Origin of the sequence: Georgenia wangjunii (assembly GCF_036421975.1) — a bacterium.
GTDB lineage: Bacteria > Actinomycetota > Actinomycetes > Actinomycetales > Actinomycetaceae > Georgenia_A > Georgenia_A wangjunii.
Window position 1 is genome coordinate 1 of sequence record NZ_JAZGON010000005.1, and the last position, 24,548, is coordinate 24,548.

21 protein-coding genes and 1 pseudogene are annotated in these 24,548 nt (G+C 72.6%); 9 read left to right on the plus strand and 13 right to left on the minus strand.

All coding sequences use genetic code 11. From position 1 onward, the window contains the following. From V2J63_RS15860 to V2J63_RS09135, 3 genes and pseudogenes are all read left to right on the plus strand, one after another. Positions 1-139 (plus strand): annotated as a pseudogene (locus tag V2J63_RS15860) (IS110 family RNA-guided transposase); the annotation flags it as partial. 170 nt (positions 140-309) lie between these two features. Then, the gene (gene pip / locus V2J63_RS09130; RefSeq protein ID WP_331230724.1) at positions 310-1,251 is read left to right on the plus strand and encodes a prolyl aminopeptidase; all 942 of its coding nucleotides are present in this window, start codon (positions 310-312) and stop codon (positions 1,249-1,251) included. 457 nt (positions 1,252-1,708) lie between these two features. Further along, positions 1,709-2,347 carry a maleylpyruvate isomerase family mycothiol-dependent enzyme gene (locus tag V2J63_RS09135; protein ID WP_331230725.1) on the plus strand — a complete coding sequence of 213 codons (639 nt, stop codon included), beginning with the start codon at positions 1,709-1,711 and terminating at the stop codon, positions 2,345-2,347. A gap of 154 nt (positions 2,348-2,501) precedes the next feature. Here the strand turns inward: V2J63_RS09135 and V2J63_RS09140 are convergent, their stop codons facing one another. Then, on the minus strand, positions 2,502-3,497 hold the full coding sequence (locus tag V2J63_RS09140) for a helix-turn-helix transcriptional regulator (protein WP_331230726.1): 996 nt from the start codon (positions 3,495-3,497) through the stop codon (positions 2,502-2,504). A 92-nt stretch (positions 3,498-3,589) separates the two neighbouring features. On the opposite strand from V2J63_RS09140, the gene V2J63_RS09145 reads away from it, so the two are divergent. Together V2J63_RS09145 and V2J63_RS09150 are read left to right on the plus strand one after the other, a co-directional pair. Further along, entirely contained in the window at positions 3,590-4,330 is a 741-nt protein-coding gene (locus V2J63_RS09145) for an alpha/beta fold hydrolase (protein ID WP_331230727.1), read from the plus strand. A 159-nt stretch (positions 4,331-4,489) separates the two neighbouring features. Next, positions 4,490-5,515: an MsnO8 family LLM class oxidoreductase gene (locus V2J63_RS09150; protein ID WP_331230728.1), complete on the plus strand. Its 1,026-nt coding sequence runs from the start codon at positions 4,490-4,492 to the stop codon at positions 5,513-5,515. A 6-nt stretch (positions 5,516-5,521) separates the two neighbouring features. Here V2J63_RS09150 and V2J63_RS09155 read toward each other — a convergent pair whose 3' ends face one another. The 8 genes from V2J63_RS09155 to leuS form a co-directional block, all read right to left on the minus strand. After that, positions 5,522-6,166 (minus strand): nucleoside deaminase, encoded by a 645-nt coding sequence (locus V2J63_RS09155; protein ID WP_331230729.1) that lies wholly within the window; start codon positions 6,164-6,166, stop codon positions 5,522-5,524. Between the two features lie 243 nt (positions 6,167-6,409). Then, positions 6,410-7,351 carry an NAD(P)-dependent oxidoreductase gene (locus V2J63_RS09160; RefSeq protein ID WP_331230730.1) on the minus strand — a complete coding sequence of 314 codons (942 nt, stop codon included), beginning with the start codon at positions 7,349-7,351 and terminating at the stop codon, positions 6,410-6,412. 215 nt (positions 7,352-7,566) lie between these two features. Continuing rightward, positions 7,567-7,965 (minus strand): VOC family protein, encoded by a 399-nt coding sequence (locus tag V2J63_RS09165; protein WP_331230731.1) that lies wholly within the window; start codon positions 7,963-7,965, stop codon positions 7,567-7,569. A gap of 359 nt (positions 7,966-8,324) precedes the next feature. Next, positions 8,325-9,380 (minus strand): aldose 1-epimerase, encoded by a 1,056-nt coding sequence (locus tag V2J63_RS09170; RefSeq protein WP_331230732.1) that lies wholly within the window; start codon positions 9,378-9,380, stop codon positions 8,325-8,327. Positions 9,381-9,450: 70 nt separating this feature from the next. Then, positions 9,451-10,467: an ArsA family ATPase gene (locus V2J63_RS09175; protein ID WP_331230733.1), complete on the minus strand. Its 1,017-nt coding sequence runs from the start codon at positions 10,465-10,467 to the stop codon at positions 9,451-9,453. Beyond that, positions 10,458-10,736 carry a cory-CC-star protein gene (locus tag V2J63_RS09180; protein WP_331230734.1) on the minus strand — a complete coding sequence of 93 codons (279 nt, stop codon included), beginning with the start codon at positions 10,734-10,736 and terminating at the stop codon, positions 10,458-10,460. Before V2J63_RS09180 ends, V2J63_RS09175 begins: the two co-directional genes overlap by 10 nt. Continuing rightward, positions 10,729-12,432 (minus strand): carbon starvation CstA family protein, encoded by a 1,704-nt coding sequence (locus V2J63_RS09185; RefSeq protein WP_331230735.1) that lies wholly within the window; start codon positions 12,430-12,432, stop codon positions 10,729-10,731. The genes V2J63_RS09180 and V2J63_RS09185 overlap by 8 nt, the downstream gene beginning before the upstream one ends. A 284-nt stretch (positions 12,433-12,716) precedes the next feature. Next, positions 12,717-15,680, minus strand: a complete 2,964-nt coding sequence (gene leuS / locus V2J63_RS09190; RefSeq protein WP_331230736.1) for a leucine--tRNA ligase — start codon at positions 15,678-15,680, stop codon at positions 12,717-12,719. Positions 15,681-16,032: 352 nt separating this feature from the next. On the opposite strand from leuS, the gene V2J63_RS09195 reads away from it, so the two are divergent. Next, on the plus strand, positions 16,033-16,488 hold the full coding sequence (locus V2J63_RS09195; protein ID WP_331230737.1) for a Dps family protein: 456 nt from the start codon (positions 16,033-16,035) through the stop codon (positions 16,486-16,488). 59 nt (positions 16,489-16,547) lie between these two features. Here the strand turns inward: V2J63_RS09195 and V2J63_RS09200 are convergent, their stop codons facing one another. Further along, positions 16,548-16,982: a DoxX family protein gene (locus V2J63_RS09200; protein WP_331230738.1), complete on the minus strand. Its 435-nt coding sequence runs from the start codon at positions 16,980-16,982 to the stop codon at positions 16,548-16,550. Positions 16,983-17,139: 157 nt separating this feature from the next. On the opposite strand from V2J63_RS09200, the gene V2J63_RS09205 reads away from it, so the two are divergent. From V2J63_RS09205 to V2J63_RS09215, 3 genes are all read left to right on the plus strand, one after another. Next, a complete protein-coding gene (locus V2J63_RS09205; protein WP_331230739.1) occupies positions 17,140-17,727 on the plus strand; it encodes an NADPH-dependent FMN reductase in 588 nt (195 codons plus the stop codon). A 184-nt stretch (positions 17,728-17,911) separates the two neighbouring features. Then, positions 17,912-19,705, plus strand: coding sequence for a bifunctional metallophosphatase/5'-nucleotidase (locus tag V2J63_RS09210; protein WP_331230740.1), 1,794 nt, complete (start codon positions 17,912-17,914; stop codon positions 19,703-19,705). 27 nt (positions 19,706-19,732) lie between these two features. Continuing rightward, positions 19,733-19,879, plus strand: a complete 147-nt coding sequence (locus tag V2J63_RS09215) for a hypothetical protein (protein ID WP_331230741.1) — start codon at positions 19,733-19,735, stop codon at positions 19,877-19,879. 101 nt (positions 19,880-19,980) lie between these two features. Here V2J63_RS09215 and V2J63_RS09220 read toward each other — a convergent pair whose 3' ends face one another. The 3 genes from V2J63_RS09220 to V2J63_RS09230 form a co-directional block, all read right to left on the minus strand. Next, positions 19,981-22,002 carry a bifunctional metallophosphatase/5'-nucleotidase gene (locus V2J63_RS09220; protein ID WP_331230742.1) on the minus strand — a complete coding sequence of 674 codons (2,022 nt, stop codon included), beginning with the start codon at positions 22,000-22,002 and terminating at the stop codon, positions 19,981-19,983. A 243-nt stretch (positions 22,003-22,245) separates the two neighbouring features. Further along, the gene (locus tag V2J63_RS09225; RefSeq protein WP_331230743.1) at positions 22,246-23,733 is read right to left on the minus strand and encodes a sensor histidine kinase; all 1,488 of its coding nucleotides are present in this window, start codon (positions 23,731-23,733) and stop codon (positions 22,246-22,248) included. Continuing rightward, a complete protein-coding gene (locus V2J63_RS09230; protein ID WP_331230744.1) occupies positions 23,730-24,506 on the minus strand; it encodes a response regulator transcription factor in 777 nt (258 codons plus the stop codon). The genes V2J63_RS09225 and V2J63_RS09230 overlap by 4 nt, the downstream gene beginning before the upstream one ends. Positions 24,507-24,548 lie beyond the last annotated feature (42 nt).

Sequence of the window (24,548 nt, forward strand, 5' to 3'; positions counted from 1 at the left end):
AGGCCACGACCATCCCCACGCGACCCGCGTCCTCGCTCGCGCGTGGCTAAACGTCATCTGGCGATGCTGGCAAGACGGCGTCCCCTACAACCCCGACCGCCACCGCGCCCTGAACACCCTTCTCGCCAGCGCCGCTTGACACAGGGCATCTCATGCCGCGCGCCGGTACGCCGACTCGCGCCTCGCCATCTCGCGGCCGTGCCGACGACCATCCGGTTCCAGTCACCGAACTACCGTTCGACCGCACTCGGGCGTCGATCGAGACTCCAGGGTCGTTCGAGTCCAGGCGCTCGCCCGTACCCTGTGCGGATGCACGCTCCTATCGCACCGTTCGACTCAGGTCGGATCCCCCGACCTGGGGGGGTGCAGCTCTACTGGGAGACCTCGGGCAGTCCCCATGGGCGCCCCGCCCTGTACCTCCACGGCGGACCCGGGAGCGGTCTCGGCCCCGGTGGCTACCGGCGCCGGTTCGACCCCGAGGACTACCTGGTCGTGGGAATGGATCAGCGGGGATGCGGGCGGAGCACCCCCTGGGCGATCGACGACCTCGCCCGCCTCGACGACAACACCACCCCCGCCCTCATCGCTGACATCGAGGCGCTCCGCACCCATCTGGGCGTCAGCAAGTGGCTGGTCCACGGCGTCTCATGGGGGTCGACTCTCGCGCTGGCCTACGCACTCGCCCATCCCGACCATGTCACCGAACTCGTGCTGACCGCGGTGACGACCGGCGCTCGCGCGGAGATCGACTGGATCACCGAGGGGGTGGGACGGATCTTCCCCGAGGCGTGGCACCAGTTCGCGGCGACGACCCCTGAGGGCATGCGCGTGGTCGCGCACTATGCACGCCAGCTGCGAGATGCCAACCCAGCCGTGCGGTCAGTAGCAGCCGACGCGTGGGACGCGTGGGAGTCCACCCACGTCTCGCTCGATCCGAACTGGGAACCGAGGCCGTTGCACGAGGACCCTCGAGAGCGGGCCAACTTCGCCACCCTCGTCACCCACTACTGGGCCAACGACTGCTTCCTGCCCGGCGACGCGAGCGTCCTCGCCCGGGCACACCAACTCGCGCAGATCCCGGGCGTGCTCATTCACGGGCGCCGCGACATCAGCAGCCCGGCGGTCACGCCGTGGAGGCTGCACAGAGCATGGCCGGCCAGCGAACTCCGCATCGTTGAGTCCGAAGGTCATGGCGGGCCGCTGGAGATGGACCTCACGTGCCGGGCCATCGATGAGTTCGCGAATCGGTGAGCCTGGCACCGCCGGGTCGACATGGCGGCGCGGCCCATAGCTAATCAGAGAATTCAAACATCGTCCCGGCGTGCCGAATGCGCCACCGGTGCGCCGAGCTCGAACGGCTCGGCGAACGCACGGTCATACCGCCGCCCGCGCGTCCGCACGTGCCGCGGATCCGTCGCGCTTGCTGCGGTCCGCTGCCAGAACCGCGTGGCAGCCATCTCCGCAAGAGGGCCCTCACTCGGCGTTACGCCAAGAGCCCCCTCGCCTATGCCGCTGTCACGCGCAACGCTGGTGCCGACGACTGGATGGGCGGTACAGGCAGCAGGCCACTTTCGCCGTCCGCGCGTGGATACCGGTCGCTCAGCGAGCATCCGATGGATCTAACAGGCGTCGGAGCACCGATTAGCGGTCCCCTGCGTCGACCGCTCAAGCCCGCCGACGGCGCCGGTGGACGTTGTAACCTCGCGGCATGGGTGCCGCACTTGCGTGGAGCACCGCAGCCGCTGAGCGGCGCGCGCTGGCTGACGACCTCGACAACCTGACTGACGAGCAGTGGACCACGGCGAGCCTGTGCACCGGCTGGGACGTGCGCACTGTGACCGCGCACCTGGTGGCCGCGCTGGACCCCTCACCCTGGCCGCTGGTTGCCGCACTGGTTCGCACCGGCGGACGCCCGCACAGGGCCAACAGCGTCGTGGCCCGGCGTACGGCGGACCAGCCGATCGCCGACCTGGTCAGCGCCTTGCGCCAGCGCGCTGACACGCGCGCGGCACCGCCGGTGATCGGAGCGCGCGGGCCCCTGACCGACGTCCTCGTCCACTCCGGTGACATCCGGCTTTCTCTCGGTCTCCGGCACGAACCTTCACCGGAAGGAGTCCGGATGGCGCTGGACTTCGTCGTCGACGGACGCCCGGTGGGTTTCACGCCTCGCGGACGCCTGACTGGTCTACGCCTCCTCGCAGAGGATCTCGGCGCGTCCTGGGGTGAGGGCGAGCCGGTCGCTGGACGAGGAATCGATCTGCTCATGGCCGCCTGCGGGCGTTCGACAGTTCTCGGGCAGCTGCACGGACCAGGTGCCGACCTGCTCGCCCGGCGCCTCGACCACTGAGCTGCTCGTTCAGCCACGGCCGCCCCGGCACCCTCAGCACCGCGTCTGCTCTCGCCCTGCGGTGATGGCTTCGAGCCGGTCGCTCCGCTCGTGATGCTGCCGACCAAGGGACAGCGGGCCGCGATGCGGCAGGGGTACGCCTTCGGGCTGTCGCTCAAGGACTCTGCGGAGTAGCCGTGGTGCCGGCGACGGCGCCCCGCACCGCGCTGACTCGGCGGCGGTCGGACAGGGCGAGGACCTCGTCGCGCAGGGCGTCCGGGGTGATCACCTCGAAGTCCCAGCCGAGCCCGGCCAGCATGCAGGCCATGCCGTCGAGGTGCTCGGCGCGCATCTCGAGGAGCACACCGTCGACGTGCTCGCTCAGGCGTCCCACGCTCGGCGGCAGTCGCTCGGCCGCATCCGCAAGGGTGGTCCGCAGCACCACGGAGACCTCGTGCGACCACCTGACCGCCGCGATGCCCGACACGACCTGCGTCCTGGCGTCGAAGTCAGCGGGCACGACGTAGGAGCCGTCGCCCTGCTCGACCGAGGCGATGCGGTCCAGACGGAAGGTCCGCACGTCATCACGGCCGTGGTCGTGCCCGGTGACGTACCACCGGCCGGAGTGGAAGACCAAGCCGTAGACATCGAGCTCGCGCTGCGACTGCCGCCCGTCCCAGGCGGTGTACGCGATCACGACGGTGCGCCCCGCTTGCGCGGCCGAGGCGAGCCTGAGCAGCGTGTCGGCGCCGGCGGGAGCGGCGGCACGCACCGGGGTCGTGAACTGTGCGCTCGACAGCAGGCTGTCGAGCCGCTGGCTTAGGGCCTGCGGCAGTACGCGCGACACCTTGGCCAGCGCGCTCGCCGTCGCCGCGTGGGCGGTGGTGGCAAGCCCGGCGCGTTCCGCGGCCCTGAGGCCCAGGACGACGGCGACGGCCTCGTCATCAGTGAGCATCAGCGGTGGCAGCTTGTAGCCGGGTGAGAGCCGGTACCCGCCGTACCTGCCCCGCTGCGCCCGGACGGGGATGCCGAGGTCGACCAGGTGCTCGGCATAGCGCCGGACCGTGCGCTCGTCGACCCCAAGCCGTGCAGCGAGATCGCCGACCGTGCGCTGCCCGCCCGTCTGGAGCAGCTCCAGCATGGCGAGCACACGCGCGGTCGGGCGGGTCACGGCCCTCCTCGGCGCTGCTTGGAAAAAGAACGGTGATGCAGGCTCGAGATACCGGGCGGAACCTGTCCGGAACCTAGCCTAGCGTCGTCGCCATGAGCACCACCACCTACGTCCTCGTCCCCGGCTTCTGGCTCGGCGCCTCGGTCTGGCGCCCCGTCGCAGACTCGCTGAGAGAGCGCGGCCACATCGTGCACGCCGTCGATCTCTCGGGCATGGGCGAGCGCGCCCACCTCGCCTCGCCCGAGACCGACCTGACGACCCACATCGACGACGTCGTGCACCTGCTCGAGCAGCAGGGCCTGCGCGACGCCGTCCTCGTCGGCCACAGCTACGGCGCCCTGGTGACGACCGGTGCGGCAGACCGCGTGCCCGAGCGCGTGGCGCACCTGGTCTACATCGACACGGGACCCCTGCCGGACGGCACGGCACAGGCCGACTTCGAGGGGCCCGACGCGCGCGCGGCCAACGAGAACCTGGTCATGACGCACGGCCAGGGCTGGAAGCTCCCGCCGCCGGACTGGGCCGTACTCGCCGCCGAGGTGCCCGACGTCGACGACTCTGCCGTCGCCGCGCTGGTCGAGGGCTCGCAGCCGCAGCCGTGGCTCACCGCCACCCAGCCGGTCGCCCTCACCGGCGCCTGGGAGCGGCTGCCACGGACGGGCGTGCTGTGCAGCTTCAGCCTTGAGCAGCTGCAGCAGATGGCACCACACGCACCGGTGTTCGCGCACATGGTCGACGGCGACTGGACCTACGTCGAGCTTCCGACGTGGCACTGGCCGATGGTGAGCCGACCGGCGGAGCTCGCCACGGTGCTGGAGTCGGTCAGCCGCTAGACGCTGGCGCCCACCGCACGCTCATGGCTCCACCGTCCGAAATGCGTCACCGCGGTCTTCCAGGTGAGTGACGACGGGCCTTGTGGCGTGCGGCCATGCCGCGGACAGCGGTGGTCCGCCGAGAACTCAGCCGTGCGGGCGCGCGGTCCAGCAGCGAGCATGGACGGCGTGACGCCTCCCGCTCCCCCGCTGCCCGTGCCGCTCTCCCTGCTAGACCGTTCCCGCACCCGCGCGGGTGAGGACCACGGCGCCGCGCTCCACGCGACGATCGAGCGGGCGGTGCGTGCGGAGGCTCTCGGGTACCACCGGTTCTGGGTGGCCGAGCACCACGCCGTCCCCGGCATCGCGAGCGGCGCCCCGACCCTGCTCGTCGCCGCCGTCGCCGGCCGCACGACCCGCATCCGGGTGGGCACGGGCGGGGTCATGCTCCCCAATCACCGTCCCCTCGTCGTCGCCGAGCAGATGGCGATGCTCGAGGCCCTCCACCCGGGCCGGATCGACCTCGGCGTCGGCCGGTCGCTCGGGTTCACGGCGCCGGTGCGTGCGGCCCTCGGCGTCGAGGCGTACGAACCCGATGCATTCGGCCGCGACATCGCCGCGGTCCGGGCCTACCTCGCGGGAACCGGCCCGGTCACCGCCATGCCTGCGCTCGACCACGCTCCACCGGTGCTCGTCCTCGCAACGGGCCGGGGGCTCGAGGTAGCGGCGGGGCTCGGCCTGCCCGTCGTCGTCGGCGGGCCACTGCTCCGCTCGGACCTCGCGCCGCTGGCGCGTTACCGCCGCGACTTCCGTGCGAGCGAGGCGTGCCGGGAGCCGTACGTCATCATCAGCCTCGAGGTCATGGTCGCCGGCACGCGCGAGGGCGCCCGCGACCTCCTCCTCCCCGAGGCCTGGGCGATGGCCGCCTCCCGCTCGACGGGCGCGTTCCCGCCCCTCGAGCCCGTCGCCGCAGTCACGGCGCGCACGCTCACGGACAAGCAGCGGAGCACGGTCGAGGCCACCCTCGCCGGCGCGGTCTACGGGACGGCGGAGGAGGTCACCACCGAGCTGGGCACGCTCATCGAGCGGACCGGCGCCGACGAGGTCATGGCCTCGACGTCCACCTACGACCGCGCCGAGCTCGCCCGGGCCGACGTCGCCCTCGCCGCGCTCTTCCTCCCGACGGGCGGGATCGGCACGGCGTGACGTCACCTAACCGCCACCGGTGCCGGTCGTCCCGCCCATGCCCGTGCCCGTGCCGCGTGCGTTGTACACCGTGACCTCACCACCGGCCACGGCGCGTCCGTACTCACGGAAGACGGCGAGCGCCTCCTCGCGCCGGACCCCGACGACGACCTCGATCCCGCGACCCCGGAGCTCGTCGGCCCAGTCGGCCGCCACCGGGCCCTCGTCGAACGACGTCAGCTTCTCCACCTCAGGCCCTTCACCGGCGATGACAAGGCTGGACACCCCCGACCACAGGACGGCGCCGTAGCACTGGGCGCACGGACGCCAGTTGACGACGAGCTGGCGCCGCTGGTCAGCCGCCGCCCCGAGGTCCCACCGGCCGAGCGCGGCCTGGGCGAGGGAGAGTGCCATGACCTCGGCGTGAGTGACGGACAGGTTCGAGGCGAGGACCTGGTTGACCCCGACGGCGAGCACGTTGCCGGTCTCGGCATCGACGACGAGGGCGGCGAAGGGACCCCCGCCGCCCTCCCGGGCGTTCCGGGCAGCGAGTCGGTTGACGACGCGCATGCGGTCGTCGAGACCGAGGACGTCCGGCTCGGTCATGAGCTCGGTGAGCACCCACGGCGGGAGCGAGGCACGGAAGCTGGTGGCGAGGTGCGAGACGTCCATGTGCGACCGTTCGACGGAGGTACTGCCACGGTGCGGGAGGTCCCCGCTGCCGGCGAGCCCCACGCCCTAGTGTGCGGCTCCCGACGCCGCGCTGACCAGCGGTTCACGCCGCCGACGCGCCTCGTCGCCCCCATGCGCCGGCCTTGGGAAACGGACGACGACGTCGCGCGGCGGCTCCCCGGAGCACCACGCCGCCGGCGCTCGGCCATGTCACCCGAGGCTGACCCCGAGGGCGCCCCGGCGTCAGCCCTCGACGACGTTGCGCAGCGGCTCACCCGCGAGGAGCGCCGCGGCGTTGTGGGCGATGAGCTCGCCGGAGTTGACCGGCCGCCCTCCCGCGGCGTGCGGCGTGATGATGAGGTTCGGGGCGTCCCAGAGCTGCGAGTCCGCGGGCAGCGGCTCGACGGCGGTGACGTCGATGGCGGCGCCACCGATGCTCCCCTCGGTGAGGGCAGCGACCAGCGCGTCCTCGTCGACGGTGGTGCCGCGCCCGACGTTGACGACGAGCGCATGCTCCGGCAGCGCCCCGAGCCGCGCGGCGTCGAGGACGCGCTCGGTCTCGGGCGTGGCCGGCAGGATCATGACGAGGACGTCTGTGGCCGCGAGCTCGCCGTCGATGTCGGTCTCGGCGACGACGTCGAACCCGCCTCGCTCCCCTGCGCTCCGGGCGACGCCGCGGACCTCCGCGCCGAGGGCCTCCAGGACCGGGGCGAGCGTCTGGCCGATGCTCCCGAAGCCCCAGATGAGCACGTTCGTGCCGATGAGCGAGGTGACGGCACCCTCAGGGCGCAGCTCCTGACGCCCGCCTAGCTCCGCGGCCCACCGGTGCTCTACCTGCGCGGCGGCCGCCGCGGGCAGGCGGCGCAGGAGTGCCAGCATGAGGGCGAGGGCGTGCTCCGTCACGGGCAGGTCGTGGAGCCCGACCCCCGAGGTGATGACGACGTCGTCGGCGAAGCCCGCGGCCACGACGGCGTCCGGCCCCGCGGAGAGCGTCTGCACCCAGCGCAGCTGCGGGAGCTGCGTGGCGAGCTCAGAAAGCCGCTCGGTGTTCCCGCCCCACACGACGAGCGCCTCGGCGTCGCGGTGCTCGTCAGCGAGCGGGTCGCTGATGTCGAAGGGGACGGCGTTCACGCCGTCGGGAAGGTCGGTTTCCAGCGGGACGGACGTGGGGACGAGGATCTTCACTGTGCCTGCTCTCGTGATCGGCGCGATGGCGCACCCCGATACCTAGCACGGCCGCGCGCGGTATGCGAGACGGTCCAGCCCGGAGCCGGGGCCCGGGCACCTGCCCAGCGCGCCCGGGAGAGGACGCACGTGAGGGCAGCCTCGCGACTTCTACCGCTCCTCGCTCGCACGGGCACCACAACCTGTGCCAACCGTCACGCCCGCGTCCGCGCGGCCTACACCTCGAGGTAGTGCGGGTTGTGCATGACGCCGAGGACGTTGCCGAACGGGTCCACGAAGGACGCCGTGACGAATCCCGCCTCCCGCGCGGTGACGGGCTCGTACTCCGTCGCACCCATGGCCCCGAGCCTCTCCACCGTGGCCTCGAGGTCGTCGACGTGCCAGAAGATCACGGCACCGCCCGGGCCACCCGCCGCGCCCCCTGGCGCGTACCGCCGGTCGATGACGCCGAGCTCGTCCTCGTCGTCGCCCACGCGGAACTCCAGGTACGCCGGCGGGGCGGGCGGTGGTGGGAAGGCGTAGTACGGCTCCACGCCCAGCAGCTCGGTGTACCAGTCACGTGCCGCAGCCAGGTCGTCCGCGTAGAAGCTCATGGTGGCGAATCCACGGAACATTCGAACTCCTCAGGGGTACCGGGCCGCCGTCGGCCGCCGTCTCTCCATACTGCCGCGGATGAGTGCTCCCGCACTGGACGATGCCGCCCGAAGCGGGCACTGGCCCTGGTCGCCGGCCCGGGTACCGCCCGTCACCCCCGCGCCCGCCTGCGCGGCTCGTCCTCGCCGAGGGCGACACCTCCGCCCGGCAAGCCCGGCTGAGGACGCACGTGCGGGCCGCCTCGTCATGACGAGCTGACCCGCACGCGTGGCCACGGACCGGGGTTGCCGGTCCGCTCGAAGGTCTCGGGCGTGATGCGCATGGTCGGATGACCTCGACGGGACGAGGGGCCCGGCGCCGCTCGACCGGCGGACGTTCCTCAGGTCCCGGGGTGGAACACGACCCGCGCGCGAAGCCGCCGTCGCCCGCCGGGCTTGAGCGGCACGAGACTCTCGCACTCGACCCGGTTGAACGCGTCAGTCATGAGAGCGACCGGCTCCATCGCCACGGCCTCCCGCTGCCGGGCCGGGAGCGTGTCCCCGGTGTAGACGTGCATGATCCCGGCCTCCCCCGGGCGCTGGAACACCTCGATGGACGCGCCCGTCCGCGGCGAGCGCAGCACCGTACGGACCTCTCCGGCGCTCACCGGGACGACGAAGGCGTCGTCGAGCTCGGCGTCGCCGATGGGCGTCCACGTCACCGGCCCCTCGACCCGCTCGAAGGCTGCGGACCCCTCGAGCGGGATGCCCGCGTCATCGGCGACGACGCGCGCGAGCGCCGGGACCTTGAGCTCGAGCCCGTCGACGTCGTCGTGCCCGGGGAGCTGGAAGTACGGGTGCCACCCGAGGGCGACCGGAGCCGTCACCTCGCCCGCGTTGACGGCCTCGATCTCGATGGCGAGCGACCGAGGTCCGAGCGTGTACGTCACCCGGAGGTCGACGGCGAAGGGGTAGCCGGGGTGGTCCTCGGGGCGGATCGACGTCGTGAGCGAGACGTGCGCCTCGGCGTCACCGGGCGCGGGACCGCCGCGCGGCGTGGTGTCACCTGCAGCGCCGTCGGGGACCTCGCGGTGCCCAGCGCCGTCGGCCGGCGCGTCGACGACCTCCCACGTGACGCCCCGCACGAGGCCGTGCATGATCTCGCGCTCGTCCTCCGGCACGCCCGGCTGCAGGTCGTGCTCGACGCCGTCGAACGTGTATCTCGCCCCGCGGATCCGGTTGCTGAAGGGCGCCATGACGGCGAACGCGGCGAGCTCCTGCGCGACGAGCTCCTCCGCCGAGCGATAGCCGTCCGCGAGGTCGACGAGGTCCCCGTCGGCGCCGGGCACCGCCCAGCTCAGCACGGTCGCGCCGCGCTCGGCGACAGCGAGCCGCGCGCCCCCGCAGCGCACGACGACGGTCGACTCCCCGTGCAACGACCCGCGCTCCCACGCCATGCCGGCTCCTCCCCCGTGGTGGTGCTGGCTGGGAGCCTACGTCGAAGCACGCGGCGCCGCCGGTTGCGGATCAGCCGGAGCCGGCGTCGAGCGGGGCGCCGGCCAGGGCCTGCCCGAACCGCCCCACCGCCGCGACTCCGACGATGTCCCCGGACATCAGCGGCAGCTGGACCACGGGCACCTGGGGCAGGGCCTCCCGCAACGCGTCCAGGTGCTCCTGCTCCTGGGCCCGGCGCTCGGCGAGGAACGCACCGCCGTCCGCCGGCGAGCGCTTGTTGATCACGAGCGCACCGACCAGCACCCCGGCCCGTACGAGCTGGCCGTGCAGCGCGACGGTCTCCAGCACGGGAAGGCGTTCGGCCGCGAGCACGATGACGAAGGCCGTCCGTCCGGCGTCGGAGATCATCTCGCGCAGCCCCTCGAACCGGGTGCGTCGCCGCAGCAGGATGCGCCGGATCTCCTGGTCGCGCGCGCCCCTCGGGTCCGGCCGGCGGTGCCCGCCGAGGATGTCGGCGGCCGGGTCTGCGCCACCGTCCACGCCCCGCAGCGCAGCACCGAAGCGCTCGGAACGATCCTGACGACGCAGCAGTCCCTCCGTCCACGCGGACATCGTCTCCGGCAGCGTCATGAGCCGCGCGGTGTGCCCCGAGGGCGCGGTGTCGATGACGACGAGGTCGTAGTCCGCCACGCCAAGCTCGACGACCTCGGCCAGGCGCTCGAGGATGGCCGACTCGTGCGTGCCGGGGGCGTCCCGCGCGAGCTCCAGGTGCTTGTCGACCTCGCCCGCCAGGTGCTCCGGCATGAGCCGGCGCAGGGTGGTCCGCACCGACGCGAGGTGCTCGGCTGTCGTGCGCTCCGGGTCGATCTCGATCGCGTCGAGGCGCTCCACGAGTGGCGTCACCTCGTCACCGAGCTCCGTGCGCCACAGGTGCCCGAGGTTGTGCGCGGGGTCGGTCGAGACGAGCAGGACGCGCCGGCCCGCTCTCGCCTGGGAGAGGGCGACCGCCGAGGCCACGGACGTCTTGCCCACCCCGCCCTTGCCGCCGACGAAGAGCACCCGGCGCGACGCCGCGAGGTCTAGCAGCACGAGATGTGCTCCATGGGCGAGCGGTCCATACCCATGCGCCGGTGCCAGTCGTGCACGCGCTCGTACATGACCGGCAGCAGCTCGACCGTGTAGTAGCTGGCCGGGTTCGGGACGCCGAGCATCTCCGCCATGACGATCATCGTCAACAGGTCGTCCTCGTCGCGGCGGGCACGGGCGAAGGTGCGTCGGTAGGGCGCGACGTAGAACTCGCGCAGACCCGCCCCGAGACGGGCCTGCGCGAGCCTGATCCGCCGTCGGGCCTCAGCCATCACCGCGCGGGGACGCGACGGAGACCCGGTCCTCCTGCACCTCGGGCGGGGACCGTCGTGCCTTGGACATCGCGATCGCCGCCTCGACGATGACCCACAGGGCTGCGACGAGGATGACGACGTCCATGCCGAGGAGCAGCCAGTTCCGCGTGCTGTAGAACGTGCCCATCTGGACGACCAGCGCGAAGACCGACATCACGAGGACGAAGACGAGCGGGACGAGCACCACCAGGACGGGGCGTCCCTTGCGCATGAGCATGACGGCGACGATGGAGAGGGTCAGCCCGGCCAGCACCTGGTTCGTCGTGCCGAACAGCGGCCAGATCACCATGCCGCCGGAACCGTCCGCGCCGGCACCGAAGGCCAGCCCCATCGCGACGACGAGCACGACGACGGTGGCGACGGCCTTCCCGATCCTCATGCCCGCCAGCTCAGCCGCCTCCTGGACGACGAAGCGCTGCAGGCGCACGCCGGTGTCCATCGTCGTCGCCGCGAAGAGCACCGCCATCGTGGCGAGGATCGTCGCGCTGAGCGAGACCGGGATCCCCAGGCCCCCGTTGAGGATGGCACCGCCGCCCTCGACGAACGCCGTCACGCCACCGGCGTTGAAGGCGCTGTAGACGGCCTCCCAGTCGGCCAGCGTCCGGTAGCCGGCCGTGGCCGCGATGATCGCGCCGAGCGCGAGCAGCCCCTCACCGACCGCTCCGAAGTAGCCGACGAACCGCGCGTCGGTCTCCTTGTCCAGCTGCTTGGCCGTCGTCCCCGAGGCGACCATGCCGTGGAAGCCGGAGATGGCACCGCAGGCGATGGTGACGAAGAGCAGGGGGACGAGGCTCGGGGTGCCCTCGGGTACCGCGGAGTTCAGGGCGGGGGCGACGACGGTGGGGGCCGAGATGAGCACCGCGGCGTAGAGGATGCCCAGGCCGATGAACAGCTGGAGGCCGTTGATGTAGTCGCGCGGCTGCAGGAGCATCCAGACCGGGAGCACGGAGGCCACACCGGCGTAGAGGAACAGGACGACGATCCAGAACGCGTTGGCCGACAGCCCCAGGACGGTCTCCGGCAGGACGACCGGCACGTTGTCGCCGAGGATGATCAGCGCGTACAGGGCGACGACGCCGATGACCGAGGTCCATGCGAGGTTGAGCTTGAACCGGTAGATCGCCTGGCCGATGCCCAGGGCCACGAGGATGGCCCCCCAGGTCGGGATGACAGCCGTCGGTGTGGCGACGAGCAGGTTCGAGATGACCACCGCGAAGGCGGCGTTGACCATGAGCAGGAGCAGGAAGATGACGACGAGGAAGAGGTTCCGTCCGCGAGCCCCGATGTAGCGGCCGGAGAGCGTCCCGATGGAGAGACCCTTGTTGCGCACCGACGCCCAGAGGGCACCGAGGTCGTGCATGCCCGCGAAGAAGACGGTCCCGATGGTCACCCAGAGGAAGGCCGGCAGCCAGCCCCAGATGACCGCGACGGCGGGCCCCACGATGGGAGCGGCGCCGGCGACAGAGGTGAAGTGGTGGCCCCAGAGGATGAACTTGTTGGTGGGCACGAAGTCCACGCCGTCGCGCAGCTCGTGCGCGGGCGTGGTGAAGGCGGGCTCGAGCTGGTAGATCCGCCTCGCGAGGTACTTCGAGTAGAGGAAATACCCGAGGAGCACCATGGCTACCCCGATGACGGCCAAGATGACGGAGTTCACGTCGCCCCATTCTGTCGTCGCTGACGAATGACCCGGGGACCGCGGCGAGCGCCGCCGCACGTAACGACAGCCGCCGCACGTATTGCCCGTCGGCGTCGTCCCCCGCCACGCATGATGTCAGCGACGGGTGCTGCTGCCAATGGGCTGGACGCTCCGGCGCGTCGGGCCTCGTGCCGCCGTCGGTCGCCCGGGTGGCGGTCGCCGTCGGTCGGCCGGGTTGGCGGCCGCCGTCGGTCGGCCGGGTGGCGGCCTCCGTCGCCCGGGCCGCCACCCGCCCGCGGGAACTACGCCGGGACGACGTTGACGAGGCGCGGTGCCCGCACGATGACCGTGCGGATCCCGCGCTCACCGAGCGCCCGCTTGACGCCGTCGGTGGCCAGCGCCCGCTCGCGCAGCTCGTCCTCGCCGATGGAGGCCGGCACCTCGAGCCGGTCGCGCACCTTGCCGGCGACCTGGACGACGCACGTGACGGTGTCCTCGACGAGGAGCGCCGGGTCCGCCGTCGGGAACGGGTCGCGGGCCAGCGAGCCGGTGTGCCCGAGCCGGGCCCACAGCTCCTCGGCGATGTGCGGGGCGACCGGCGCCGTCATGAGGACGAGCGGCTCGACGGCCTCGCGCGGGACCTCCGCCAGCGACGTCAGGTGGTTGTTGAGGACGATGAGCCGCGCGATGGCCGTGTTGACGCGCATCGCGGACATCTCGGTCTCGACCTCGGCGATCGTGCGCGCGACGACCTTGCGCGTCGCCTCGTCCGCCGGGGAGTCGACGACGGTCGTCTCCCCCGTCGTCTCGTCGACGACGTTGCGCCACAGGCGCTGGAGGAAGCGCTGGGAGCCGACGACGGCGCGGGTGTCCCACGGCCGCGAGAGGTCGAGGGGGCCCATGCTCATCTCGTACACGCGGAACGTGTCGGCGCCGTAGGCCTCGTACATGTCGTCCGGCGTCACCATGTTCTTGAGCGACTTGCCCATCTTCCCGTACTCCCGGAAGACGGGCTCGCCCTGCCAGGCGTACGTGACCTCGCCGGAACCGTCCGCGGCGGCGACCTCCTCGACCTCGTCGGCCGGGACGTACTGGCCACGGGCGTCGGCGAAGGCGTACGCCTGGATGTAGCCCTGGTTGAACAGGGTGTGGAACGGCTCGAAGCTCGAGACGTAGCCGAGGTCGAAGAGGACCTTGTGCCAGAAGCGGGCGTACAGGAGGTGAAGGACGGCGTGCTCGACGCCACCGACGTACAGGTCCGCGCCGCCCGCCAGGTCCGCACCGCCGGGGTCCGACGCCGTCCGCGGTCCCATCCAGTAGCGCTCCACCTCGGGGTCGACGAGGGCGTCCTCGTTGGCCGGGTCGAGGTAGCGCAGCTCGTACCAGCACGAGCCCGCCCAGTTCGGCATCGTGTTCGTGTCGCGGTAGTACGTCTGCTCTCCGTCGCCGAGGTCGAGGCGGACCTCGACCCACTCGGGCACGCGGCCCAGGGGCGGCTCCGGGGAGGACTGCGCGTCATCCGGGTCGAACGTGCGCGGGGAGTAGTCGGGGACCTCGGGCAGGTCGACCGGCAGCATCTCCTCGGGCAGCGGGTGGACGCGGCCCTGGGCGTCGTAGACGATCGGGAACGGCTCGCCCCAGTAGCGCTGGCGGGAGAACAGCCAGTCGCGCAGGCGGTAGGTGACCGTGCCCTCGCCGGCCCCCTTGGCCTCGAGCCACTCCGTGATCGTCGCCTTGGCCTCGGCCGTGCCGAGCCCGTCGAGGGAGATCTCCGCGTTGGAGGAGTTGATCGTCACCCCGTCGCCCGTCCAGGCGCCACCGGTGAAGTCCTCCGGCGGCTGCACGGTGCGCACGATCGGCAGGTCGTACGCCTCCGCGAAGGCGTGGTCGCGCTCGTCCTCGGCGGGCACGGCCATGATCGCGCCCGTGCCGTAGCCCATGAGGACGTAGTCCGCGACGAACACCGGTACCTCGGCCCCGTTGACCGGGTTGGTCGCCGTGATGCCGGTGAAGACACCGGTCTTCGTGCGGCCCTCGTCCTGGCGCTCGGCGCCGGTCTTGGCCGCGGCCTGGGCGCGGTACGCGCTGACGGCCTCGACGGGGCTCGCGTGCCCACCGGTCCAGGCGTCCTTCGTACCCTCGGGCCACACGGACGGCACGGCGTCGTCGAGCAGCATGTGCTCGGGCGAGACCACCATGAACGTCGCGCCGAACAGCGTGTCGGGGCGCGTCGTGAAGACCTCGAGGTACTCGGTGGCGGTGCCGCCGTCGGCCTCTCCCACGCTCACGCGGGCCTCGACGGCGAAGCGCACCCGCGCCCCCTCGGAGCGCCCGATCCAGTTCCGCTGCATGATGCGGACCTTCTCGGGCCAGTCGATGGCGTCGAGGTCGTCGACGAGCCGGTCGGCGTAGGCGGTGATCCGCATCATCCACTGGCGCAGGCTGCGCTTGAACACGGGGTAGTTCCCGCGCTCGGAGCGGCCGTCGGCGGTGACCTCCTCGTTCGCGAGGACCGTGCCCAGGCCGGGGCACCAGTTGACGGGCGCCTCGGAGACATAGGCGAGGCGGTGGTCGTCGAGGACCGCCGCGCGCTCGGCCTCGCTCAGCTCGGCCCACGGGGTGCCCGACGGCGTGGGCCGGGTCCCGGCGGCCAGCTCGGCCTCGAGCTCGGCGATGGGCCGCGCGGAGCCCCGGCCACCACCGCGGCGCTCGGCCTGCGGGTCGTAGAAGGAGTGGTACATCTGGAGGAAGATCCACTGCGTCCAGCGAACGTAGCCGGGGTCCGTCGTCGCGAACGTGCGGCGCTCGTCGTGGCCCAGCCCCAGGCGCCGCAGCTGGCGGCGCATGTTGGTGATGTTGTCCTCGGTCGTGATGCGCGGGTGCTGGCCCGTCTGGACGGCGTACTGCTCGGCGGGCAGGCCGAAGGCGTCGTAGGCGAGGGCGTGGAGGACGTTCTTGCCCTTCATGCGCTGGTACCGGCCGACGACGTCGGTGGCGATGTACCCCAGGGGGTGCCCCACGTGCAGGCCCTTGCCGGAGGGGTAGGGGAACATGTCGAGGACGTAGAACTTCTCCCGCGGGACCTCGCCGTCAGCGGGGGCGAGCTCGCCGACGGGGTTCGGCGCGTGGAACGTTCCCCACTCCTCCCACCGGTCCTGCCAGGCCTGCTCGATCTGGCCGGCGAGGGCGGCCGTGTAGCGGAAGGTCGGTTCCTGGGGTCCGCCGTGTGACGTGCCGGCCGGGGTGGTGCTGCTGCTCTCGGTCATCGCTCTTCCTCGCCGTGGGGTGCTGGTGGCTCCTGACATGAGAAAACCTCCCCGCAGGGAGGTCGGCCGCGCTGGTGCGGCGCCCGAGGGGCGCCCGCTGGAGTCAGCGCGGCTGGGTAAGGAGCACCTGTGCCGTCATGGGTGCCAGGTTAGCGCAGGCGGCCCCGGGCCGGTCTGCCGGGATGCTGCGCGGCTGTGTACGCGGGCTGCTGCTGACGGCTGCGGGTGCGCGCGTTCGCCTCACGCGGACGTCCTTCCCGTCCCCGGGCGGCGCCTGGACGCCCTGCCTAGAGTTGGAACCATCATGATCAACGAGGCGCGGCCCCCGTGGGCGGCGCGGAGAGGAACGGACATGGCAGCCACACCGGCCGACGCGGTCACCGCGAGCCTGCAGGAGGCACTCGTCGACCTCATCGATCTCTCCCTCCTTGGCAAGCAGGCGCACTGGAACATCCACGGGCCCCACTTCCGCTCGGTGCACCTCCAGCTAGACGAGGTCATCGACGAGGTCCGCCTCGCCTCCGACGACGTCGCTGAGCGCCTCGCCACGATCGGCGCCGCACCGGACGGGCGCGCGTCCACGGTGGCGTCCACCTCCCGCGTGGAGACCCTCGCGGCCGGCCGGCTGGCCGTGGACAAGGTCATCCGGGAGTTCGACGAGCGCCTCCAGGGCGTCTCGGACCGGATCAAGGCGAACCTCCCCGCGGTCGAGAAGGAGGACCCGCTCAGCCACGACCTTCTCGTCGGCATCGCGACCGGGCTCGAGAAGCAGGCATGGATGTTCCGCGCCTCGCACGACGAGGCCTGAGGGAGCTCACTCCCCCGTGGGCGCGGGTGCGGCACGCGCCGGCCGCCGCCTGCCCGGCGTCAGCGCGAGCGTCGCCACGCGCGCCACGCGCCGGTCGACCACAACGCCCACGCGACGAGTAGCGGCTGGAACAGCAGGCGTACCCCGCGGGCGAGGTCCGAGTCGAGCCCGAACGCGTCGGTCCGGGTGACGAGCTGCGAGATGTTTCCCGGGAAGATGGCGACGAAGAAGGCGGCGACGACCCAACCGACACGCACCTTGTGCCGTCCGGCGAGGACGAGGGCGAGCGCGAGGGCGAACTCGACGAACGTGGAGTAGTAGACGACCTTGTCGCGCGCCGGGAAGAAGGGCGGGACCTGGGCGAGGAACTCCTCGGGCCGCGCGAGGTGGCCGATCCCGCCGGTGAGGAGGACGGTCGCGAGGCCCCACCGCCCGAGGGTCCTGGGGATCGACGTGGGGCCGGTCTCGAGCGTGTCCGGTGGCGTGGGGGTCATCGACGGACGCTAGCACCGGCACACGGGCGCCAGTCGGCGGACGCGGGCCCGTGCCGCGCACCATCTCCCACGGAGGAATAACTTGACCTTTCAACTCCTTGCCATGGGTGGCGGGCACGAGGTGCTCGCTCCCCTACGAGCAACCATTGGGAGTGTCATGACGAAGATCGCCATCATCACCGGCAGCGTCCGCCCGGGGCGCCAGAGCCTGAACGTCGCGAACTGGGTCAAGTCCATCGCCGACGAGCGCACCGACGCGGAGTTCGAGGTCGTCGACATCGCCGACTTCAACCTGCCGGTGTGGGACGAGGCGACGCCGCCGTCCTTCGGCCCCGGCGAGAAGGCGCACTCCCGGGCGTGGTCGGCGAAGGTGTCCCAGTTCGACGGCTACGTCTTCGTCGTCTCCGAGTACAACCACTCGATCACCGGTGCGCTGAAGAACGCCCTCGACTACGTCTACGGCGAGCTGAACAACAAGGCCGCCGGGTTCGTCTCCTACGGCTCCGCCGGCGGTGCCCGCGCCGTCGAGCACCTGCGCGGCATCCTCTCCGAGATGCAGGTCGCGCACGTCCGCAACGCCGTCTCGATGTCCCTCTTCACCGACTTCGAAAACTTCTCGGTCTTCGCCCCGACGGCGCCGGCAGCCGGCTCCGTGCAGCCGATGCTCGACCAGCTCGTCACGTGGACGAAGGCGATGGAGCTCGTCCGCGCCGGAGAGTTCGCTCCGATCGGCGCCAACGCCTGACACGTTGGCTCCGGCGCGACGCCGAGCGGTGGGGGTGCGACGACCGCGCCCCCACCGCTCGGCGCGTCGCGCCGTCAAGATGCCTGTGTGTCTGCGTGGGTAGCCCGGTCACCCCGTCTTCACCTGCACGTCACCTTCCCGGTCTAGCGTGGGAGCCGTCCGCCTGACGACGGAAGGCTCCGCCATGTCCCGACAGCTCCGCTCCCGCTCGATCGCCTTGCTCGCGGCGGCGGGACTCATGGTCGCCAGCCCAGCTCTCGGCGCCGCGACGCTGCCGCGCGGCGTCGGTGAGGCGGCGCCAGCCGGCACGATCCTCTACTTCAACGACGCGCACGAGATAGGGCCCGTCGTCACGGGAGGGCAGGACCGCGGCGGCGTCGCGCGCCTGTCGACGGCGATCGACTCGGTCCGTGCCGCGGACCCGGGAACCGCCGTCGTCTTCGGGGGCGACCTCGCGGGAGGGACGATCTTCGGCGGCCTCTACAAGGGCTTCCCCATGGTCGAGGCCTTCAACCGGATCGGGATCGACCTCGCGAACCTCGGCCAGCACGACTTCGACTTCGGCGTCGACAACACGCGTGCCCTCATCGCGGCGTCGGAGTTTCCCTGGATCACCTCCAACCTCCTCGAGGCCGACGGGACGCCGTTCCTGCCGGGCGCGACGTGGCACGTCGCGCCCGTGGGTGACCTCTCCGTCGGCTACATCGGGCTCACGGACGGGATGGAGACGACCTCCGTCGGGAGCGCGATCATCGAGCTCGACCACGTCGCGGCCGCGACAGCAGCCCTCGCGGACATGGAGGCCGCCGCGGACCCGGACGTCGTCGTCGCCGTCACGCAGGTGCCGCTGGCCACCGGTGAGGCGCTCGTCGACGCGCTGCCGCAGCTCGACGTCGTGCTCCTCGAGGAGATGGCCGAGTACGACTCGGTCGTCGTCGAGCACGGCGGCGCCGTCCTCGCCGCCCCCGAGGGGAACCTCGGCTCGCTCATCCGGCTGGACGTCACGCTCGGCCCGGACGGGGAGGTGACCGTCACGCCGTCCGTCGTCGAGGTCGACCACACCGTCGTGCCGGACGCCGGGCTGCGTGAGCTCGAGGAGTTCTACGCGGCCGAGATGGACGCCAACCTCTCCGAGGTGCTCGCGACCGTCGAGACGCCGCTCCTCAACCCGGACCACGCCACGCGCCGGGTCGAGACCCGGCTCGGCAGCTTCGTCGCGGACGCCTTCCGCGCCTTCCACTCCGCTGACGTCGGCTGGGCGAACGGCGGCGGGATCCGCGCCGAGGCACCCGGCCCGTCCTTCACGCTGCGCGACGCCTACGCCCTGGCGCCGTTCGACAACAAGGTCATGCTCGTCGAGGTGAGCGGCGCCGGTCTGCGCCAGGCACTCGAGGACGCTGTGGCGCGGGTGCAGGACCAGGGCGGCGGCTTCCCGCAGGTCTCGGGCATGGCCTACTCCTACGACCCGGCCGCGCCGGTGGGCGCGCGCATCGGTGACGTGCGCGTCGCCGGCCAGCAGCTCGACGACGGAGCCACCCACACCGTCGCCGTCACCAACTACGTCGTCGGCGGTGGGGACGCCGTCACCGGCTTCACCGGTTCCGAGGTGCTCGTCCCGGCCGCCGAGGCACCCGCCGACGCCGAGGCGATCGCCGCGTACGCCCGCGAGCTGGGCACCATCGCCGTCGAGCTCGAGGGACGCATCAGGGTGCTCGGTGGCGAGGTGCCGACGACAGAGCCCACGACTCCCGCGCCGGCGGCGGGGCCGACGACCGCGCCCGCCCCGACGCCGCCCGGGACCGGCGGCTCTGACGGCGACGGCTCCCCCGCGTCGGAACCGGGCACGGGCACGGGCACGGGCGGTCAGCTCCCCGCGACGGGTGCTCCCTCCGGTGCTCTTCTGGCGCTGCTCGGCGCGGTCGTCGTCGCCGTCAGCGGCGGTCTCCTGCTCCGGTTCGCGGCCCACCCGACGCGCTAGCGTCACCGGGATGAGCCTGTGTCCCGCGTGGGGATCTGGGTTCTGGCGGCCTACTTCGCGCTCGGCATCCTCATGAATGCCGCCTCCCGCAGCGTCCCTGAGCGGTGGACGATGGCACCGGTGTGCGCCGTGCTCGCCGCGGCGTGCGTCACCGTGGCCCTCGCCGGGGCCTGAGCCGACGGCGTCGAGCCCGGACGCATAGCCGCGCGGTGGCAGTGCCACCCGCTCTCGCGCCCGCCGTCGTGCCAGGCGCTCATGCCAGCGCGACCTCTCGCTTACGCCCGCGCCCGCCGTCGTGCCAGCAGGAGCCCGCCCGCCGCGAGGAGCGCGAGCGCGCCGAGCGCCCCGACCCCGGCGTCGCCCGCACCCGTCGCCGGGAGCTGCCCACCGCCGGGCACGGCCGGAGTCGTCGGCGCGACCGTCGGGGCCTCGACCCCGGGCGTCGTCGGCGCGGGATCCGTGGGCACCGCCGTCGGGGACCCGGTCGGCGTCGCGGTCGGCTCCGGGGTCGGCTCCGGGAGCGGCGCCGTGACGACCCGCCAGTTCTCGACGAAGAAGTCGGCCGGGTCGATGACCCCCCGCTCCCGCGCCCAGTCGGCGAGCAGGTCGCGGATGTCCGTCTCGCCGGTGTAGCGCACGGGCGCGTCGGCCACGTGGGGATAGCCCCCCGCCCCGGTCTGCCGGAAGTTGTTGAGGGCGAGGACGAAGCGGTCGTCGTCGGCCACGGGCGTGCCGTCGGGGTGGGTGAAGCCCGTGATGCGCTCCCCGACGGGCCGGGAGATATCGATGGCGTAGTGGACGCCGGAGAGCGTGTCGTAGTTGTAGTCCCCGATCCCGTCGGCGTTCGTGCCGGTGGCGGGGTCGAACTCGGCGCCTTCCTCGACCTCGACGAAGTACCGCGCGGCGTTCTCGAGGTAGTCGCGCAGCTGCGCCCCGGTCAGCTCGACGGCCGTGAGGGTGTTGGCGTAGATGTACAGCCCCGCGATGTGGCCGGTCGTCACCATGCCCTGCGGGAACACCGACGTGCGCGAGAGCGGCGACGCCTGCGCGACGACCGGCAGGTCGGCGTAGGCGGTGCCGGCCAGGGCCTCCCGCACGACGGCGGTCTGGACGTGGTTGACGAAGTCGAGGATCGGCGTGTCCTCGTAGCGCGACGTGGACGAGCGCATGAGCTGCGTCGAGGGGGCCACCGGCTCGTAGATGCTCGCGACGTACTCGATCGCCGCCTCGTGCGCCCCGGTCAGGGCGGCGGTGAGCGCCGGGTCCGCCGCGCCCACCTCGTGGCCGTAGTGCGGCTCGACGCTCGGCGCGTTCCCCGCGCTCCAGTCGACGGCCCAGCCGTCGCCGTCGGCCACGAGCTCGAGGGTGACCTCGTTGACCGAGCGCGCCCAGTAGTACGGCTGGGTGAGGAGCACCTGCTCCCCCGCCGCGTTCGTGTAGACCCGTGCCGGCACGTCCTGGTGAGAGTGCCCGGCGACGACGACGTCGATCCCCGGCACCATGCGCGCGACGTTCGCCGCGACGTCCTCGTGCAGCGCCGAGGGGTCGTAGCCGGCGTCGGGCACCGTCCCCTCCCCGGTGTGGGCGAGGACGACGACGACGTCCGCCCCTGCCTCCCGCACGACGGGCACCCACTCCTGCGCGGCTGTGACCGGGTCACCGATCTCGATCCGGCCCTCGATCTCCTCGACGACGAACGAGCGCAGCGCCGGCGTCAGGAGGCCGACGACGCCCACCGTCACCTCCTCGCCGTCGATGGTGCGCTCGATGAGCGTGTACGGCTCGTGGTAGGGCTCGCCCGTGGCGACGTCGACGACGTTCGCGCCGAGCAGCGGCGCGGCGAGGTCCTCGGTGTAGGCGTCGAGGACGTCGAGGCCGTAGTCGTACTCGTGGTTGCCGACCACCTGGGCGTCGTAGTCCATGAGGTTGAAGGCCGTGGCCATGGGGTGCTCGGTACCGGTCTCCGTGATCGGCTCGGCGAGGCCGTAGAGCTCGGTGAGCGGTGTGCCCTGGATGGCGTCGCCGTTGTCGAGGAGGACGACGGCGTCCTCGCCCTGCTCGGCCCGGACGCCGTTGACGACGCTCGCCACGAGGTCGAGCCCGAGGATGTCCTCGGGGCTCTCGTAGGGTGCCTCGGCGAAGTAGTCCCAGTTGAAGACGCGGCCGTGGACGTCGGTGGTCGCGAGGAGCGTGAGCTCCGGGCCGTCGTCGGGCACCGCCGCGGGAGCGGGGACGGCCAGTCCGGCGAGCGCGAGGGCTCCCGCGGCGGCGAGTGGGACGGAACGGCGCAGCCGCATGGGAGCTCCTCGAGCGCGGGGACGGGATGGCCTGAGGCTAGCGGCGCCCCCGCGCGGCGCATAGGGCCGTCCGCACAGGCGGCATCCGGGTGCAGGGAGGCTGCGCCATGACGCCTGAGCACGACGTAGAGCACCGCACCGTTGGCGAGCACGGCCATGACCGCCAACGGCTAGCCGTATGACCCACCCGGCACCCGTTCGCCGCACCCGCCGCCGGCTCGTCCGCTGCGCCGCCGGCGTCTCTTACGCCGGCGCGGCGGGCAGGGTCACGGCGAACGTCGTCGCCCCCGGGGTGCCGTCGACGTCGATCCGTCCCCCGTGGGCACCGACGACGGCGTCGACGATGGCGAGCCCGAGGCCGCTCGAGCCGCTGCCCGGCGCACGCGCCTCGTCGCCCCGGGCGAAGCGCCGGAAGAGGCGCGGCACGAGGTCGCTGGAGATGCCCGGGCCGTCGTCGACCACCCGCACCACGACGTCGTCGCCGTCGCGGCGGACCGTCGTCGTCACGGTCGTCCCGGCGGGAGTGTGCACGCGGGCGTTGGCGAGGAGGTTGACGAGGACCTGCCGGAGCCGGTCCTCGTCGCCCACGACCACTGCCTCGGCGGCCGCGGCCTCCGCGTCCTCCACGTCCGGGATGTCGAGCGCCCACGCGTGCTCCGGCCCCGCGACGTGGGCATCGGCGACGGCGTCGACCGCGAGGAGCGAGAGGTCGACCCTCTCGCGAGCCAGGGGGCGTCCCGCGTCGAGGCGCGCGAGGAGCAGGAGGTCCTCGACGAGCGCCGTCATCCGCCGCGCCTCCTGCTCCACGCGGCGCACCGCCCGCGCAGCGTCCGGCGGGAGGTCACCGTCGAGCCGTTGCACGAGCTCGGCATAACCGCGGATCGACGCCAAGGGGGTGCGCAGCTCGTGGCTGGCGTCGGCGACGAACTGCCGGACGTGCGTCTCGCTCTCGTGGCGGGCACGGAGCGCACCCTCGACGTGCCCGAGGAGGCGGTTGAGGGCGGACCCCACCTCCCCCACCTCGGTGCCCGCGTCCGCGTACCGGTCCGGGACCCGTTCCCCGAGCGTGACCTGGCCCTCGTGCAGCGGCAGCTCCGAGACCCGGGTCGCCGTCGCTGCCACCTCCTCGAGCGGGCGGAGCTGGCGGCGCACGAGCACGCCACCGACCACCGCGGCGGCGGCGATACCCGCGGCGGCGATGACGGCCTCGGCCACGAGGTAGTCACGGACGGTCGCGTCGATCTCGGCGCCCGAGACCCCGGTGATGACGAGGCCGCCCTGAGGTGGCGTCACGGCGACGGCCCGGTACGTGCCGAGCCCGTCGAGCTCGACGGTCGCCGGCTCCGCCCCCGGGCGGAGGGCGAGGAGCGCGGACTCCTGCGCGTCCGTGAGCGACCGCAGCTCACCGTCGTCGGAGATGTACCCGGAGACCACCGCGCCCCCGGCGACACTCACGCTGACGGTGCCGACGCGCTGTCCCGGGGCGTCGAGCCCCGGCGGCCCCTCCCCCGGGGCTGGTCCGCCCGGGTCCGCGCCGGGCGGCTGCTCGCCCGGGCCCGGCCCCTGGGCACCGACGACACGTTCGGCGGAGGCGAGCAGCCGCTCGTCGAGCTGGTCGACGAGCGAGCCGCGCAGCGCGAGGGTGGAGAGGGCCCCGGTCGTCGCGGCGACCGCGGCGAGCAGGCCGACGAGGACGACGAGCAGGCGGCGGCGCAGCGTCCAGCGGCTCATCGCTGCGCCGTCACCCCTGCCGGGGCGCCGTCGGCGGGCTTGAGCACGTACCCGACCCCCCGCAGCGTGTGGATCATCGGTTCCCGGCCGGCGTCGATCTTGCGGCGTAGGTAGGAGACGTAGAGCTCGACGATGTTCGCCTTCCCGCCGAAGTCGTACTGCCACACGCGGTCGAGGATCTGCGCCTTGGACAGGACCCGGCGCGGGTTGCGCATGAAGTAGCGCAGGAGCTCGAACTCGGTCGCCGTGAGGGTGAGCGCCTGGCCGGCCCGGGACACCTCGTGGCTGTCCTCGTCCAGGCGGAGGTCACCGACGACGATGACGTTGTCCTCGGTGGCGGTGGTGGCACCCGCCCGGCGCAGGAGGGCCCGCAGCCGCGCGACCACCTCCTCGAGGCTGAAGGGCTTGGTGACGTAGTCGTCGCCGCCCGCGGTGAGCCCGGCGACCCGGTCCTCGACGGCGTCCTTCGCCGTGAGGAACAGCACCGGGACGGCGGGGTGGAGACCCCGGATCCGGCGCAGCACCTCGAGGCCGGTGAGGTCGGGGAGCATGACGTCGAGCACGATGACGTCCGGCTTCTCCTGACGGGCAGCGCGGACGGCGGCGTGGCCCGTCAGCGCCGTGTCGACGTCCCACCCCTCGTAGCGCAGGACGGTCGAGAGGAGCTCGCCGAGGGCGGGCTCGTCGTCGACGACGAGGGCCCGGATGCGGGCGCCGTCCGCCCGGGTGAAGGCGTCGCGCGGGGATGGTCGGTCGGCACTGGTGGCGCTCATGGGTCCATGGTCGGCGCCCGACCTCTCACGCGCCTGAGGAGT